This is a genomic window from Streptomyces sp. NPDC034084, assembly GCF_055575535.1.
Genome location: NZ_JBVISK010000008.1, coordinates 141915 through 157898, shown reverse-complemented (window position 1 = coordinate 157898; position 15984 = coordinate 141915). Strand labels below are relative to the sequence as shown.

Genomic DNA, 15984 nt, shown 5'->3' with positions numbered 1-15984 from the left:
GGACGCAAAGAGGGCGTCAAGAAAACGTTAAAGATTAGGTAAGGTAACGAAGTACCGGCCGCTGGAGGAACGATCCAGCCGCGCGTGAGGGGAAGGAACGGCCACTGACTGTCCACCAGCTCAACGCACTCCTGCTCGTCTGCTCCCTCGTCCTGCTCGTGGCCGTCGCGGCCGTGCGGATCTCCTCCCGCAGCGGGCTCCCCAGCCTGCTGCTCTACCTGGGCATCGGCATCGCCATCGGCCAGGACGGCATCGGCAACGTCGCCTTCGACAACGCCGAACTCACGCAGGTCATCGGTTACGCGGCCCTCGTCGTGATCCTCGCCGAGGGCGGTCTCGGCACGAAGTGGAAGGAGATCAAGCCGGCGCTGCCCGCCGCGGTCGTCCTCTCCACCCTCGGCGTCGCCGTCAGCGTCGGCATCACCGCCGCCGGCGCCCACTACCTCGTCGGTCTCGACTGGCGGCAGGCGCTGATCATCGGCGCCGTCGTCTCCTCCACCGACGCCGCCGCGGTCTTCTCCGTGCTGCGCAAGGTGCCCCTCCCCTCCCGGGTCACCGGTGTCCTGGAGGCCGAGTCCGGCTTCAACGACGCCCCCGTCGTCATCCTCGTCGTCGCCTTCTCCACGGCCGGACCGGTCGACCACTGGTACCTGCTCGTCGCCGAGATCGCCCTCGAACTCGCCATCGGCGTCGCCATCGGCCTCGCCGTCGGCTTCGCCGGCGCCTACGGCCTGCGGCACGTCGCCCTGCCCGCCTCCGGCCTGTACCCGATCGCCGTCATGGCCATCGCCGTCGTCGCGTACGCCGCCGGCGCCATGGCCCACGGCTCCGGCTTCCTCGCCGTCTACCTGGCCTCGATGGTCCTCGGCAACGCCAAGCTGCCCCACGCGCCCGCGAACCGCGGCTTCGCCGAGGGACTCGGCTGGATCGCCCAGATCGGCATGTTCGTCCTGCTCGGCCTGCTCGTCACCCCGCACGAGCTCGTCCACGACTTCTGGCCCGCCGTCGTCATCGGCCTCGTCCTGACGGTGGTCGCCCGGCCCATGGAGGTCCTGGTCAGCCTGCTGCCCTTCCGGATCCCCTGGCAGGAGCAGGCCCTGATGTCCTGGGCCGGCCTGCGCGGAGCCGTCCCCATCATCCTCGCCACCATCCCGATGGTGTCGAAGATCGAGGGCAGCGAGCGCATCTTCAACATCGTCTTCGTCCTCGTCGTCGTCTACACCCTCGTCCAGGGCCCGACCCTGCCCTGGCTGGCCAAGGCCCTCGATCTGGGCGACGACTCCGAGGCCGCCGACCTCGGCGTCGAGTCCGCCCCCCTGGAGCGGCTGCGCGGACACCTCCTCTCCGTCGCCATCCCCGAGGGCTCCCGGATGCACGGCGTCGAGGTCGCCGAGCTGCGCCTCCCGGCCGGAGCGGCGGTCACCCTCGTCGTACGGGAGGACACCAGCTTCGTACCGGGACCGACGACCGTCCTGCGGCACGGCGACGAACTCCTCGTCGTCGCCACCGACCCCGTGCGGGACACCACCGAGCGACGGCTGCGAGCCGTCGGCCAGGGCGGCAAGCTCGCCGGCTGGCTGGGGACGGGAGGCGCGACAGCGGCCTCACCGCCGGCCGCCACGGCGCGCTTCCACCTGCCGGGCAGCGACCGGCGCAACAAGAAGACAGCGGGTTGATCGCAGGCATGCAGGCCTGATCGCAGGCGCCGGTTGATCGCAGGCATGTACGCCCGATCGCAGGCGCGCCGGCTGATCGCAGGCATTAATTCAGGGGCGGGAGCGTTTTCGCAGGCGGGAAGACGCTCTTCCCTGTACCATGAAGGCACACCTGATCGAACCAACTCTGCCTGACGCAGAGCTGGCGCGACCGTATGGCGGCCGTGGCGCCCCTCCACCGTGGGGCCGGCCCGGTATCTACCGCAGTAACGCGCATGAGGACAGCTCTCGGCGACACCCGCACCACCGTGCAGGGGCGCGCTACCAGGCGGCAGAAAGGCAAGGACCGTGGCGTCCACGGTCATCTCGGACAAGCGGCCCGGCTACGGGCAGCTGCTGCGCACCCCCGGCGCGCTGTCCTTCCTGCTCCCCGGCTTCGCCGCCCGGCAGCCCTTCGCGATGCTGACCATCGGCATCGTCCTGCTCGTCCAGCACACCACCGGCTCCTTCGGCAGCGCGGGCGCGGTCGCCGCCGTCACCGGCGTCTCCATGGCGCTCTTCGCGCCGCAGAGCGGCAAGCTCGCCGACCGCTTCGGCCAGCGCGCCGTCCTGCTCCCCGGCGTCCTCGTCCACACCGCCTCGGTCTCCCTGCTCGTCGCCCTCGCGATGGCCGGGGCCCCGCTCTGGGCGCTGTTCCTGGCCGCCGTCCCCGCCGGTGCCTCCGTGCCCCAGGTCGGGCCGATGGTCCGGGCCCGCTGGGCCGCCAAGCTGGACGGCACCCCGCTGATGCCGACGGCCGCCGCCTTCGAGTCCGTCACGGACGAGTTCACCTTCGTCGTCGGCCCCGTCCTCGCCACCGCCCTGTGCACCGGCGTCCACCCCGCCGCCGGCCTGATCGCCGAGGCCGCCCTCACCCTCGTCGGCGGCCTGTTCTTCGCAGCACAGCGCGCCACCCAGCCCGCGTACGGCCTGTCCGCCGCGGCGGGCCACCACGGCGCCGAGCCCCACCGCCCGGCCCTGTCCATCCCCGGCGTCCGCGTCCTGATCGTCGCCTTCCTCGGCATCGGCTCCGTCTTCGGCGGCATGCAGGTCTCCCTCACCGCCTTCACCGAGGAGATCGGCAACCCCGGCGCCAACGGCCTTCTGTACGGGATCTTCGCCGCCGGCAACATGCTCGCGGGCATCGCCATGGGCGCCGTCGCCTGGAAGACCGGGCCCCGCCGCCGCCTGATCCTGGGCTACACGGGCCTCACCGTCGCCGCCTCCCTGCTGTGGACCGCGCACTCGGTGCTGCTCCTCGGCGCCCTGGGCCTGGTCGTCGGCCTGTGCATCGCCCCCGCCCTGATCACCGGCTACACGATCGTCGAGACCCTGATCCCGGCCTCGGCCCGCACCGAGGCCTTCACCTGGCTCACCGGCGCCGTCGCGCTCGGCCAGGCCGCGGCCGTCACGGTCGCCGGGCGCCTCGCCGACGCCCACGGCGCGAGCACCGGATTCCTGGTGCCGCTGGCGGGCACGGCCCTCGCCCTGGCCACGCTGCTCGCCCTGCGCTCGCGGCTGAAGCCGCGCGAGGCGAGCCGGGTCGCGGCACGTGGTATCGGTCACCGCGTGCCGGTGGCGGTGGACTGATCCCCCGGAATACGTCAGTATGGATCGTCGTTAGCACTCGATGAGTGTGAGTGCCAGGAGGAAGTCACGTGCCGACCTACCAGTACCAGTGCACCGAGTGCGGCGAAGGCCTCGAGGCGGTGCAGAAGTTCACGGATGACGCCCTGACCGAGTGCCCCAGCTGCCAGGGACGCCTGAAGAAGGTGTTCTCTGCCGTCGGCATCGTCTTCAAGGGCTCCGGCTTCTACCGGAACGACAGCCGCGGCTCGTCGTCCAGCAGCTCGCCGGCCTCGTCGAAGGCCTCGACGGCGTCGTCCCCGGCGTCTTCGTCGTCCACTTCGTCATCGGACGCGAAGCCTGCCGCCTCGACCGCTTCCTCCTCCTCGACGTCCTCGTCGAGCACCGGAAGCTCGGCCGCCTGAGCGCTCTTGCCTTCCGAGGGCCCCGTCGCCATACGCGACGGGGCCCTCGGCCTTTCCGTTCCGTACGCCCTGCGTAGGGTGACCGGCATGGCGAATCCTGACGTGTACGCGGACATCGGCGTGATCGGCGGCTCCGGTTTCTACTCGTTCCTCGAGGACGTCACGGAGGTGTCCGTCGACACCCCGTACGGCAGCCCCAGCGACTCCCTCTTCCTCGGCGAGATCGCCGGCCGGACGGTCGCCTTCCTCCCCCGCCACGGCCGCGGCCACAGCGTCCCGCCGCACCGGATCAACTACCGCGCCAACCTCTGGGCGCTGCGCTCCGTGGGCGTACGACAGATCCTCGGGCCCTGCGCCGTCGGCGGCCTGCGCGAGGAGTACGGGCCGGGCACGCTCGTCGTCCCCGACCAGCTGGTCGACCGTACGAAGAGCCGGGCGCAGACCTACTTCGACGGGGAGCGGCGGGCCGACGGGGCCGTGCCGAACGTCGTCCACGTGACCTTCGCCGACCCCTACTGCCCGGACGGGCGGCGGGTCGCGGTCAAGGCCGCCCGGGGGCGGGGCTGGGAACCCGTCGACGGCGGCACGATGGTCGTCGTCGAGGGGCCCCGCTTCTCCACCCGCGCCGAGTCCCGGTGGCACGCGGCGGCCGGCTGGTCCGTCGTCGGCATGACCGGGCACCCCGAGGCCGTCCTCGCCCGCGAGCTGGGCCTCTGCTACACCTCGCTCGCGCTCGTCACCGACCTGGACGCGGGCGCCGAGACGGGTGAGGGCGTCTCCCACACGGAGGTGCTGCGGGTCTTCGGCGAGAACGTGGGACGACTGCGGGAGGTCCTCTTCGATGCGGTGGGGGCCCTGCCGGCGACGCCGGACCGGGACTGCCTGTGCACCCATGCCCACGACGGCTGGAACCTGGGCATCGAGCTGCCGTGAACCACCCCGAGGGGTGGGGAGGTTGTCCACAGGCCCGAGCTGATCCCCAGGGCGGAGCGGGGCGGGCGCGGAGTCGGGAGAGTGAGGGGCGTTCTGCTTCTCACGCTTCCGACCGGACGGGCGGTACCCCCATGACGACGACCACTCCCTCTTCTTCCTCCTCGGCGCCCGCACCGTGGCCGGTGTCGGCCTCCGCGTCCTCCGTCCCCGCGGCCTCCGCGTCCTCCGTCCCCGCGCCATGTACGGTGCCGGCCTTCGAGCCGCTACGGGTCCGGGGCGCCCGGCACCGGCTGCGCAGGGCGCTCCGGCGGGGGCGGCGCGCACCGGCGCTGCTCCTGGCCCTGACGGCGGGCGCGCTGGCCGTCGCGAGCACGGGCTCCGCACCGGCGGCACCGCCCACGCCGCCGGCGCCGTCGGCGTCCGGGTCCGCGGCCGCTCGTGCGCGGCCGCCCGCCGCAGTGCCCCTGGTGTCCGCGCCGGTGCGGATCGCCGACGCGGCGACCGTACGGCTGCTGCGGCCCGGCGACCGGGTCGACGTGATCGCCGCGCCCGACTCGCCGCTGGGCGGGGAGGGCGAGGCCCGGGTGGTGGCGACGGGCGCCCGAGTGGCCGAAGTTCCCCGGCCGGTCGAGACTCGACCAGACGGAGGGGCGCTCGTCGTCCTCTCCGTGCCACGGTCGACGGCGGCGGAGCTGGCGGGTGCCGGGGTCACGTCCCAACTGGCGGTGACGGTGTGCTGATTCGCACTGACTCACTGTCAAGTCACCGTCCCGTGTGTACGGATTGGACGCCTCTGCTCCGTTCACGGCCTAATGGCTGCTCAGACAGCATCACACGCGACGAAAGGGACCTCGATGGCCGAGAAGAAGGAAAGTCTGCTGGGAGGCTTCAAGGCCTTCCTGATGCGGGGCAACGTGATCGACCTGGCGGTCGCGGTCGTCATCGGTGCCGCCTTCACGAACATCGTGAACTCGGTGGTCAAGGGCATCATCAACCCGATCGTCGGCGCCTTCGGCACCAAGGACCTGGAGAGCTACGCGTCCTGCCTCAAGAACCCCTGCCGAGTGGTCGACGGCGAGATGCAGGGCATCCAGCTCCAGTGGGGCCTGGTCCTCAGCGCCACCCTGAGCTTCCTGATCACCGCGGCCGTCGTCTACTTCCTCATGGTCCTGCCGATGGCGAAGATCCTCGCGAAGCGCGCCGCGCACGACAAGGCGAGGGAAGGCGTCCAGGAGACCCTGGAGGTCAGCGAGCTGGAGGTGCTCAAGGAGATCCGCGACCACCTCGTCGCCCAGCGCGTTCCGTCCGTGAACGGCACTGCCCCGGGCTCCGGGGTCGCGGGCCGTGGCGGCGCGGGGGCGCACTCCACCTCCTGACCGGCGCCGTACGCCGGTGTCAGAGGTGGTGCGGCGGCTTCTCGTCGAGGAAGCGCGCGAGGTCGGCGGCGCTGTCACCGCCGGCAGGAGGCCGCTCGCCCCACCCGCGGTCCGTGTCGTCCGCGGATTGCTGGTCCAGCGGATCGTCGAAGACGAGTACCGGCTTCGGACTGTTGTCGGAACTGGAAGTCGTGCCGGGACGCTTCGCGTCTCGCGGGCCGTGGGCGGGGGCGGTGCTCATCTCTTCAGACTACGCCCGCTCACCCGCCCCGCACCCCCTGATCAGCGGTCCTTCGGATCGATCAGCCAGAGGCCCAGCACCACCAGGAACGACAGGACGAGGAAGCCCGCGCCCCACCAGGCGGTGCCGGTGTCGCCCGTCATCCATTCGTCCACCACGATCGTCAGGCCCCACAGCTGCCCGATGACGACCGTCAGCGCGAGCGCGAGGCGGGCCGAGAGTTTCGAGGAGCGTTCCGGCTCCTGTTCCGTACCGGCTCCGGGGCCCGGCCCGGTGTGCCGGACCCGGGGATCCCCGTATCCGCTGGTGGGCCGGATCTGGGGGTAGCGCTCGCGCACGGGCCGGTTGAGACGGGGCTGCGCGCTGCCGGGGGTGTACGCGGGCGGCCGCGGCGGCTCCGAAGTGCGGGGGGCCTCCGGAGCGCGGGAAGCCTCCGGAGCGCGGGGGGCCGGGTCGCGGGGGGCCTCCGGGTCGCGGGGGAAGGCGCCGTCGCTCATGTCCGCTCGCTCCTCTCCGCCGCCTTCAGGCCGGTCGCCGCGGGGTTCTCGGCGCTCGTGGCCGACCGCGCATCGCTGCCGGTCGGCTTCACGCCGGTCACCGTCGGCTTTCGGGCCGGGCCACCCGGGCCTCGGGCCGGGCCACCCGGGCCTCGGGCAGGACCGCCCGTGCCGGAGCCGGGGCAGCCCGGGCGGTCGTCGCCGTTCTGGCGGCAGAAGCCCTCGACGGCGCTCTCGCCCGAGCGGGCGGTGCCGACTGCCCAGACGCTGCCGTCGGCCTGCTCGACGAGGAGTACCTTCGGCAGACCGCGCGGGGGTGGGCCGGCGGTGACCTCTCCGGTACGGGCGTCGAAGATCCCCTCGTGGCAGGGGCAGTACAGCTCGCCCTCGCTCCCGCGTTCCCTGCGCCAGAGCACGGCGCAGGCGAGGTGGGTGCAGACGGCGGAGTAGCCGGCGAGGGTGCCGTCGTCCATGCGGACGGCGATCGCGCGGTCCTCGTCGCCGGGGTAGCGGAAGGCGAGTGACTCCCCCGGTTCGATCCGGTCGGCGATCTTCCGGACCTCGGGGGCGCCCTCGCTGTCGCCGTGGCGGTGCAGGATGCCGGAGGCGACGGCGATGCCGCCGACGGCGAGGCCGCCGGAGACGGTGGCGACGATCCGCAGGTAGTCGCGGCGGGTGGTGAGGGAGTCGGCGGCGATCCGGTCGTGGAGCGCTTCCCGGGCCGCGTCGGCCTGGGCGTCCGGTGTGGGCGGCTGCGGGTCGGTGACGCTCAACGGACATCCCTTCCATTGATCTCGACGACGGGAAGCCCGCCGGGCACCGGCCACTGGACCTTGTCCGCGGGGACGACCATCGCCACTCCGGTGGAGACGGTGGTGCTGCCGAAGGTGAAGGAGTCGGCGACCTGGACGCCGGGGCGTTCGGCGCGGAGTTCGTCGAGGGTTCCGTAGAAGAGGGCGCCGGTGGGGCAGACGGTGGCGCACATCGGGGCGAGGCCGTAGGCGGTGCGGTCGTAGCAGAGGTTGCACTTCATTTGGAGCTTCGCCTGGAGGTCGATCTTGGGGACGCCGAACGGGCAGGCGTTGACGCAGTTGGCGCAGCCGATGCAGCGGGTGGTGTCGGCCTGCTGCACGACGCCGTCGGCGGTGACGAGGATCGCGTCGGCGGGGCAGACCTCGGCGCAGGGGGCGACGGGGTCCTCGCAGTGCATGCAGACGGTGGGGAGGGAGGCGACGGAGCGGCCTTCGTCGGGGTAGTCGAGGTGGATCATCGACTTGCCGCGGTGCGAGTCGCATTCGCGGCAGGCGGAGACGCAGGCCTGGCAGCCGATGCAGCGGCCGGGGTCGATGAAGATCGTGCGGCCCATCATGTGCGGGTCAGCTCCTCTCCGCGGTGCCGCGGCCCTGGGGTGAGGTGGGAGGCAGCGGGTCGGTGCGGGAGACCTGGGTCTCCGGGTAGGCCTGGTGTCCGGGGGCGGTGGGCGGGGCGGGGACCTCGTCGATGCGTTCGGCGGCCTCGATGCGGGCGGCGCACACCTTGTACTCGGGGATCTTGGAGCGCGGGTCGAGGGCGTCGATGGTGAGGGCGTTGGCCGCCGTGGGGACGGGCCAGTGGTACGGCACGAAGACGGTGTCGGGGCGGATGGCCTCGGTGACGAGCGCGGGGAAGACCTCGCTGCCGCGGCGGGTGACGACGCGGACGGGGTCGCCGTTGCGGAAGCCGTGCGAGGGGTGGACCTCGACCCAGGGTCGGGGCGTCTGCTCGACGAGGGCACCCAGGCGGCGGGTCTGGTTGCCGGAGAGGAAGTGGGCGACGGTGCGGCCGGTGGTGAGCGAGAGGGGGTACTCCTCGCTGTACGGGTCCATGGGCGGGTGCCATTCGACGACCTGGAGGTGGACCCTGCCGTCGGGGTGGTAGGTGCGGCCGTCCTCGAAGAGGCGGGGGGTGCCGGGGTGCTCGGTGCTCGGGCAGGGCCAGGCGATGCCGCCGGTCTGCTCCAGGCGCTCGTACGTGATGCCGTAGTAGTCGTTGACGGTTCCGGCGGAGGCGATGCGGAGCTCCTCGAAGACGGAGCGGGAGTCGGGAAACGCGAACTTGTCGCCTGCACCGAGCCGTCTGGCGAGCTCGCAGATGACCCAGGTGTCGGTGCGGACACCGGCCGGTGGTTCCTGGGCCTTGTTGTGCTTGACGACCCGGGCCTCGGCGTTGGCCATGACGCCCTCGTCCTCGGCCCAGACGGTGACGGGGAAGACCACGTGCGCGTTGGCGGCGGTCTCGGAGAGGAAGAAGTCGAACTGGGCGTGGAATTGGAGGGTGTCGTAGCCGTCCTTGACGGTGGCGTAGTTCGGGAGGGAGACGAAGGGGTTGTTGCAGATGCCGATGAGGCCGCGGATCTCCTTGCGCTGCATCTGCCAGACCATCTCCATCATGGAGGTGCCGGCGGGCGGGAGTTCGGCCTCGTCGATGCCCCAGATCTCGCAGATCTGGCGGCGGTGCTCGGGGTTGGTGATGGAGCGGCCGCCGGGGAGGAGATCGGACTTCTGGCCGTGTTCGCGGCCGCCCTGACCGTTGCCCTGGCCGGTGATGGTGCCGTAGCCGGCACCGGGCTTGCCGATGTTCCCGGTGGCGACGCAGAGGTTGATGATCGTGAGGCAGTTCTCGACGCCCTGGGAGTGGTGCTCGACACCACGGGCGTGCCAGGCCATGGCCCTGCCCACGCCGGCGAACATGCGGGCGACCTGGACGATCTGCTCCTCGGGGACGCCGCAGACCTCGGCGGACCGGGCGGGCGGGTAGTCGGCGACGGTCCGTCTGACTTCGTCCCAGCCGGTGGTGTGGGCGGCGAGGTAGGCCTCGTCGGTGAGGCCCTCGGCGACGACGACGTGCAGGACGGCGTTGAAGAAGGCCGAGTCGGTGCCGGGCTTGAGGGCCACGTGGACGTCGGCGGTGCGCGCGATCGCGGTCTCGCGGGGGTCGACGACGATGAGGGTGGCGCCCCGGTCGCGGGCTCCCCACAGGTACTGGGTCATGACGGGGAAGCACTCGCCGACGTTGGAGCCTGCGATGAGGAGGCAGTCGGTGAGGAGGATGTCGGAGAAGGGGTTGCCGGCGCGGTCGATGCCGAAGGCGAGCTTGTTGGCTCCGGCGGCGGAGACCATGCAGAGGCGGCCGTTGTAGTCGACGTGCCGGGTCTTGAGGGCGACGCGGGCGAACTTGCCGACGAGGTAGGTCTTCTCGGAGTAGAGGCTGGCGCCGCCCAGGAGCCCGAAGGCGTCGTTGCCGTACTCGCCCTGGATGCGGCGGATCTCGGCGACGGTGTGGTCGAGGGCCTCCTCCCAGCTGACCTCGCGGAACTCCTCGTCGCGGTTTCCGCGCATGAGGGGGGCGGTGAGCCGGTCGGGGTGGTTGACCTGCTGGTAGGCGTTGATGCCCTTGGGGCACAGCCGCATGCGGTTGATGTCGTGGTTGCGGGGTTCGACGCCGAAGACCTTGCCGTGGTGGTCGACCCGGAGGTACATGCCGCACTGGACGCCGCAGAAGCAGCAGTGGGTGGGGACGAGGGTCTCGTCGTTCTGGTCGGCGTGCCAGCGGTCGGCGGGGAGGCCTCCGGCGTCGCGGAAGTTGCGGGTGCCGGGCGGGGCGAGGGAGGGGTCGAGCGGCAGCGGTCGGCCGGGGGTGGTCGCGGGGTCGGTCGCGGTCACTTGAACCCCTTCTTCACGTGGTCGAGGTAGGCGGTGCCGCGCAGGACGCGCTTGCATCGGGGGCAGTACTCGGCCCACTCGTCGAAGCCGAGGTCGAGGTCGCGCATGGTGCCCTGGAGGTTCTCCACGTACGGGGCGGTGTCGATGGGCTCATGGCAGCGGCGGCAGGTGAGGATCTCGTCCTCGTCCCTGCGGCGGGAGGTGTACTTGAAGAGCTGCATGCCGACGGCGGCGGGCCGCTGGACGATGTGGAAGAACTTCCCGAAGGGGATGTAGATGAGGGTGAAGACGACGGACACCATGTGGAGGACGGCGAGGAATTCGTAGCCTCCGCCGTGCAGGAAGATCGACGAGAAGGTCAGCAGCAGCCCGGTCACCGAGATGACGATGAGGGCGATCAGCGGCACCAGGTCGTAGGCGAAGCGCTGGCCGGTGATGGCGGCCCGGTCCTTCATGCGGCGCCGGAGGAAGTAGGAGGCGCCGGCGATGACGAGGACGGCGGCGATGTCCAGGCCGTGGAACATCAGCCAGCCGACGGCGTTGAGCGCGTCGAAGCCGATGATCTTGAAGCCCCAGATCCGCATCTCGTAGCCGGGGCCCGAGCCGCTGCCGGAGGTGAAGGTGAACCAGCCCCAGGTGAGGGGGAAGGTGATCGCCGCGGCGAGCAGGCAGCCCCAGAAGATGAGCTGGTGGGCGGCCCAGCGGGCGTGCGAACGGGCGCCGAGGAACTTCTGGAAGCCGAGGTAGGTGGCGATCATCTTCGGTAGGGCGGTGGGCGCCTTGCGGAAGTTCGCGACGGAGAAGAAGGAGCCCCAGCCCTTCCGGAACAGGCGGCGGGCGCCGGGCGCGGAGATCCAGACCGTGTAGCGGTAGGCGACGCCGAAGGCGAGGAAGACGGTGGCCACGGCGTACGGCAGGAGGGCCGAGTCGAAGTCGCGGAGCAGGCGGCTGCCGAAGACGATCGCGAGGATCAGCAGCGCGGAGACGGCGGCGCCGGCGAGGGTGGCGCGGCGGCGCACGGCTGCGGGGGTCTGCGGTGGCTCGCCAGAGCTCTGCAGGGTGGCCCCGGCGATCAACGGCGGGGCCGCGAGGGTGGGACCGCTCGGCGGAGGTGTCTGCTCGGCGGTCTTCGGTGGCTCGGTCACGCGGCCACGGTAAGGCTGCACGCACCCTTTTGCCCCGTTTTGAGAGGTAGTGGGGTGAGGGCGTCACTAGATCGCGTGCAGACCGTGGGAGCGGAACACCTCACGCGCCGCGGCGACCTGCTCGGGGGGCGGGGACGGCGTGTCGTGCAGGGTGAACGGCTTCCGGTAGGTGGGGTGCTTGCGGAACTTCCGCATGAACTCCTCGACCAGCCAGACCGCGATCGCGTCGGCGCACTCGTCGTTGTTGCCGTACGCCGGGTAGTCGCCCTCGACGAGGTAGTCGGTGGCGAGACCGGTCTCGTCCCGGACCGGGATGACGGGAGGGTGCTTGCCCTTCCAGGCTGGGCCGCGGCCTCAGGGGACGGGAGTGCCGATGGTCACCGGAAGGGCGGGCCCAGGTCCCGTCGGTGCCGGGCCGTAGGGAGGTGCGCGGCCGACGGCGCTGCCGCCCGGGAGGCGCCGGACAGGAGGCCACGGGCGTGGCAGGTGGGCGGGCCCGCCGTCCGCTCTGCTGTGCTGGGGCACATGACACAACCGTTCCTGCCCCTCACCGCCCGCTCCCGCGAGGAGTCGCACCGGGTCGCCACGCCCCTGGAGCTCTTCTTCGACCTGTGCTTCGTCGTGGCCGTCGCCCAGGCCGGCGCCGAACTCGTGCACGCGATCGCCGAGGGCCACGCGGGCGAGGGGATCCTCGACTACGCGATGATCTTCTTCGCGATCTGGTGGGCCTGGATGAACTTCTCCTGGTTCGCCTCCGCTTACGACAACGACGACGTGCTCTACCGGGTCGTCACCCTCGTCCAGATCGCCGGCGTGCTCGTCCTCGCCGCCGGCGTCTCGCGCGCCTTCGAGGAGCACGACTTCCTCGTCGTCTACCTCGGCTACCTCGTGATGCGGGTCGCCATGGCCTCGCAGTGGCTGCGCGCCGCCCACCACGCCACCGACGCGGCCGAGCGGACGATGTGCCGCCGGTACGCGGGCGGGGTCCTCGCCTGCCAGGTCGGCTGGCTCGCGCTGGTCCTCGCCCCCGAGCCCGCCCGCCCGTGGGTCTTCCTCGTCATGGTCGTGGCCGAGATGGCCGTACCGGTGTACGCGGAGAAGAAAGCCCCCAGCGCCTGGCATCCGCACCACATCGCCGAGCGGTACGGCCTGTTCACCATCATCGTGCTCGGCGAGACCGTCGCCGCCGCGACCGTCGCCGTGAAGACCGGCATCGTCGAGAACGACGCCCTCGGCGAGGTGCTCCCGATCGCCGCGGGCGGCCTGCTGCTGGTCTTCGCCGCCTGGTGGATCTACTTCGTCGTTCCCGCCCACGACCGGCTGACCTCCACCCGACAGGGCTTCCTCTGGGGCTACGGCCACTACGTGATCTTCGCGTCGGCCGCCGCCGTCGGAGCGGGCCTGGAGATCGCCGTGGAGCAGGCCGTGGGCAAGGCCCACATCTCCACGCTCGCCGCCTCCGCCGCCGTGACGATCCCCTCGGCCGTGTTCCTGCTGTCCGTGTGGCTGCTGCACGCCCGCTACTTCAAGGTCGGCATCGCCCAGCAACTGGTCCTGCCCGTGGCGTCCTTCGCGATCCTCATGTGCTCGTTCGCGGGCCACTGGGCGGTCCTCGCGGCCGGGCTGGTCGCGGCGGCCACGATCGCCGTCGGGGTCACCCTGACCGCCCGCAACCCGGCCACGCGCGCGAGGTAGACCGCTGGAGGAGGCGCCGCCCGCCGGGACACAATCGGCCCATGATCTTCCGCCTTCTCGGGCCGCTCACGGTGACGGACGCCACCGGCGCCGCCGCGCCCGCCGCCGGCGGCCCCAAGGTCCGCGCCCTGCTCGCCCGGCTCCTCCTCGACGCGGGCAGGACCGTCCCGGTGGACCGGCTCGTCGACGGGCTGTACGGGGACGAGCCGCCGGCCGGCGCCCAGGCCGCGCTCCAGGCACAGGTCTCGCGGCTGCGCCGGGCCCTCCCGCCGGGCGTCACGGTGGAGTTCGCGACCGCCGGGTACCGGCTGGCCGTCGGGGATCCCGCCACGGACGTGGACGTCGTACGGTTCGAGGCGCTCGCCCGGGACGGCGCGCGGGCCCGCGCGGCGGGCGACCCGGTCCGCGCGGCCGGTCTGCTCCGGGAGGCGCTCGGACTCTGGCGGGGGCCGGCGCTCGCCGACGTGCGGGACGCGCCGTTCGCGGCGGGCCAGGCGGCCCGGCTCGACGCGCTGCGGCTCGACACGGTGGAGGAGTGGGCCGCGGCCGCGCTGACCGCCGGCGATGACCCGGCCGAGGTCGTACGGGAGGTGGACCGGTCGGCGCGGGAGCAACCCTTGCGGGAGCGGCTGCGCGCCCTGCAGATGCGGGCCCTCGGGGCTGTGGGGCGGCAGGCGGAGGCGCTCGCCGTGTACGAGGAGGTCCGGGCGGCCCTCGCCGAGGAGCTGGGGGCCGATCCGTCGCCGGAGCTGTCCGCCGTACACCTGGAGCTGCTGCGGGGAGGGGCGCGGAGGCCGGAGCGCGCGTTCCCGCCGCTGCCCGCGGCGCTGACGGACTTCGTGGGCCGCGAGCGGGAGCGGGAACGGCTGGCCTCCCTGCTGGGCGCCGCCCGCCTGGTGACCCTGGTCGGCCCGGGCGGCGCGGGCAAGACCCGCCTCGCCCTGGAGGTGGCCGCGCGTCTCCCGGGGGAGGTGTGCTTCGTGGACCTGGGGGCGGTGGCGGGTGCGCGCTCCGGTGAAGTCGCGGAGGCGGCCGGGGGTGGGGGCTCCGCGTCCGGCGAGGTGGCCGAGGCGTTCGCCGCGGCGGTCGGGGTGCGGGGGGCGGCGAGTCTCGAAACGGCCCTGGCGTGGCGGCCGGTGCTGCTGGTCGTGGACAACTGCGAGCACGTCGTCGCGGAGACGGCGTTCCTCGTTCGGCGGCTGCTCGCCGCCTGCCCCGGGCTGCGGGTGCTGACGACGAGCCGGGAGGCACTGGGGATCACCGGCGAGTCGCTGCTGCCGCTCGGGGCGCTCACGCCGGAGGCGGCGGAGGAGCTGTTCGTGCGGCGGGCGGCGGCGGTCCGGCCCGGATTCACGGGCCACGCGCGCGTGGCGGAGCTCTGCGCGGGGCTCGACGGGCTGCCGCTCGCCGTCGAACTGGCGGCGGCCCGCCTGCGGAACCTGACCGTGGAGGAGCTGGCGGACGGTCTCGGAGAGCGGTTCGCGCTGCTGTCGCGCGGGGACCGCAGCGCGCCGGAGCGGCACCGCACGCTGCGGGCCGTGGTGGAGTGGAGCTGGTCGCTGCTCGAACCGGAGGAGCGGGAACTGGCCGCGCGGCTCTCGGTGTTCCGCGGCGGCGCGACGGCGGAGGCGGTGGCCCGGGTGTGCGGGGCGGGCTCGGGCCCACTGGCCTCGCTCGTCGAGAAGTCGCTGGTGGAGGCACGGGACGACGGCCGGTACCGGATGCTGGAGACGATCCGCGCGTACGCCGCCGAGCGGCTCCCCGGCGGGGACCCGGTGATCGCCGCCCACCACGCGTACTACCGGGAACTCGCCGAGGCGGCCGATCCCGAACTGCGCGGACCCGCCCAGCTGGAGTGGCTGGCCCGACTGGACGCCGAGGACGCGAACCTGCGGGCGGCGCTGCGGCGCGGCACGCCGGAGGACGGACTGCGGCTGGTGGCCGCGCTCAGCCCGTACTGGTGGCTGCGGGGGCTCCGGGGCCGGGTGGCGGCGCCGGCCGCGGAGCTGCTCGACCGGGTGGAGCCGGCGGCGGAGCTGGGCGAGGAGTACGCGCTGTGCGTCCTCGCGGCGGGCCTGCGGGAGGGCGAACACGTCGACCGGGCCAGGGGTTTCCTCACCGCGCGTACGGCTCCGCTGCGGCAGCCGTACACGGCGTTCCTCTGGTCGGCGTCCCTCGGCCCCGTGGAGGGCCTCCGACTCGGCGACGACCCCTGGTCCCGCGCCCTGGACCTGGTGGGCCGCGCCCACCTGGCGCCCGGCTCCCGGCTCGCCGAGGAACTCTTCGCGCAGGCCCTCAGCGGCTTCCGGGCGCTCGGCGAGCGATGGGGGACGGCGACCGCCCTGGAGGGCCTCGCGGCCCACTCCCCCGACCCGCTGCCCCTCCTGGCGGAGGCACTGGAGCTCTTCGAGTCGCTGGGCGTCGCGGAGGACGTCGTGGACCTGCTGCACCGCCGCGCCGCTGTCCACGAGGCCACCGGCGACCCCACGTCGGCAGCGGCCGACCGCACCCGCGCGACGGAGACGGCCCGGCGGGCGGGGCTGCGGGCGCCACAGGAACCGGGCGGCTCGTGAGCGCCGGCCCGCCGCGTGGGGTCTCGTCCCACAGGACGGCGCCCCCACCCCGGGCCCGGGCTTCCGCGCCTGGACCAGCGGTCAGTGGACGGTCAGCGGTTCGTCAGCGCTCGGCGTGAGGCTGCTCCTGTGCCCCGG

General features: G+C 72.8%; 14 protein-coding genes and 1 pseudogene. 8 read left to right on the top strand and 7 right to left on the bottom strand.

Annotated elements, in window-relative coordinates:
* Window positions 1-104: 104 nt before the first annotated feature.
* From ACZ51I_RS27455 to mscL, 6 genes are all read left to right on the top strand, one after another.
* Window positions 105-1676, top strand: a complete 1572-nt coding sequence (locus tag ACZ51I_RS27455; RefSeq protein ID WP_468881313.1) for a potassium/proton antiporter — start codon at window positions 105-107, stop codon at window positions 1674-1676.
* Between the two features lie 327 nt (window positions 1677-2003).
* On the top strand, window positions 2004-3284 hold the full coding sequence (locus tag ACZ51I_RS27450) for an MFS transporter (protein ID WP_468880897.1): 1281 nt from the start codon (window positions 2004-2006) through the stop codon (window positions 3282-3284).
* A 68-nt stretch (window positions 3285-3352) separates the two neighbouring features.
* Entirely contained in the window at window positions 3353-3685 is a 333-nt protein-coding gene (locus ACZ51I_RS27445; protein ID WP_468880894.1) for an FmdB family zinc ribbon protein, read from the top strand.
* Between the two features lie 87 nt (window positions 3686-3772).
* Window positions 3773-4618, top strand: coding sequence for an S-methyl-5'-thioadenosine phosphorylase (locus tag ACZ51I_RS27440; protein WP_468880891.1), 846 nt, complete (start codon window positions 3773-3775; stop codon window positions 4616-4618).
* A 131-nt stretch (window positions 4619-4749) separates the two neighbouring features.
* Window positions 4750-5358: a hypothetical protein gene (locus tag ACZ51I_RS27435; protein WP_468880888.1), complete on the top strand. Its 609-nt coding sequence runs from the start codon at window positions 4750-4752 to the stop codon at window positions 5356-5358.
* Between the two features lie 114 nt (window positions 5359-5472).
* Entirely contained in the window at window positions 5473-5994 is a 522-nt protein-coding gene (gene mscL / locus ACZ51I_RS27430; RefSeq protein ID WP_468880886.1) for a large conductance mechanosensitive channel protein MscL, read from the top strand.
* A gap of 19 nt (window positions 5995-6013) precedes the next feature.
* On the opposite strand, the gene ACZ51I_RS27425 is transcribed toward mscL, so the two are convergent.
* The 7 genes and pseudogenes from ACZ51I_RS27425 to ACZ51I_RS27395 form a co-directional block, all read right to left on the bottom strand.
* Entirely contained in the window at window positions 6014-6235 is a 222-nt protein-coding gene (locus ACZ51I_RS27425; RefSeq protein WP_468880883.1) for a hypothetical protein, read from the bottom strand.
* 41 nt (window positions 6236-6276) lie between these two features.
* Window positions 6277-6732 carry a hypothetical protein gene (locus ACZ51I_RS27420; protein ID WP_468880881.1) on the bottom strand — a complete coding sequence of 152 codons (456 nt, stop codon included), beginning with the start codon at window positions 6730-6732 and terminating at the stop codon, window positions 6277-6279.
* On the bottom strand, window positions 6729-7505 hold the full coding sequence (locus ACZ51I_RS27415) for a QcrA and Rieske domain-containing protein (RefSeq protein ID WP_468880878.1): 777 nt from the start codon (window positions 7503-7505) through the stop codon (window positions 6729-6731). The genes ACZ51I_RS27420 and ACZ51I_RS27415 overlap by 4 nt, the downstream gene beginning before the upstream one ends.
* The gene (locus ACZ51I_RS27410) at window positions 7502-8101 is read right to left on the bottom strand and encodes a 4Fe-4S dicluster domain-containing protein (protein WP_086832060.1); all 600 of its coding nucleotides are present in this window, start codon (window positions 8099-8101) and stop codon (window positions 7502-7504) included. The genes ACZ51I_RS27415 and ACZ51I_RS27410 overlap by 4 nt, the downstream gene beginning before the upstream one ends.
* 7 nt (window positions 8102-8108) lie before the next feature.
* The gene (locus ACZ51I_RS27405; RefSeq protein WP_468880875.1) at window positions 8109-10433 is read right to left on the bottom strand and encodes a molybdopterin oxidoreductase family protein; all 2325 of its coding nucleotides are present in this window, start codon (window positions 10431-10433) and stop codon (window positions 8109-8111) included.
* On the bottom strand, window positions 10430-11578 hold the full coding sequence (locus ACZ51I_RS27400) for an MFS transporter (protein ID WP_468880873.1): 1149 nt from the start codon (window positions 11576-11578) through the stop codon (window positions 10430-10432). The genes ACZ51I_RS27405 and ACZ51I_RS27400 overlap by 4 nt, the downstream gene beginning before the upstream one ends.
* A 162-nt stretch (window positions 11579-11740) precedes the next feature.
* Window positions 11741-11890, bottom strand: a pseudogene (locus ACZ51I_RS27395) (pyruvate formate lyase family protein); the annotation flags it as partial.
* 213 nt (window positions 11891-12103) lie between these two features.
* Between ACZ51I_RS27395 and ACZ51I_RS27390 the strand changes: the two are divergent.
* Entirely contained in the window at window positions 12104-13273 is a 1170-nt protein-coding gene (locus tag ACZ51I_RS27390; protein ID WP_468880871.1) for a low temperature requirement protein A, read from the top strand.
* A gap of 41 nt (window positions 13274-13314) precedes the next feature.
* Window positions 13315-15846 carry an ATP-binding protein gene (locus ACZ51I_RS27385; protein ID WP_468880868.1) on the top strand — a complete coding sequence of 844 codons (2532 nt, stop codon included), beginning with the start codon at window positions 13315-13317 and terminating at the stop codon, window positions 15844-15846.
* Window positions 15847-15984 lie beyond the last annotated feature (138 nt).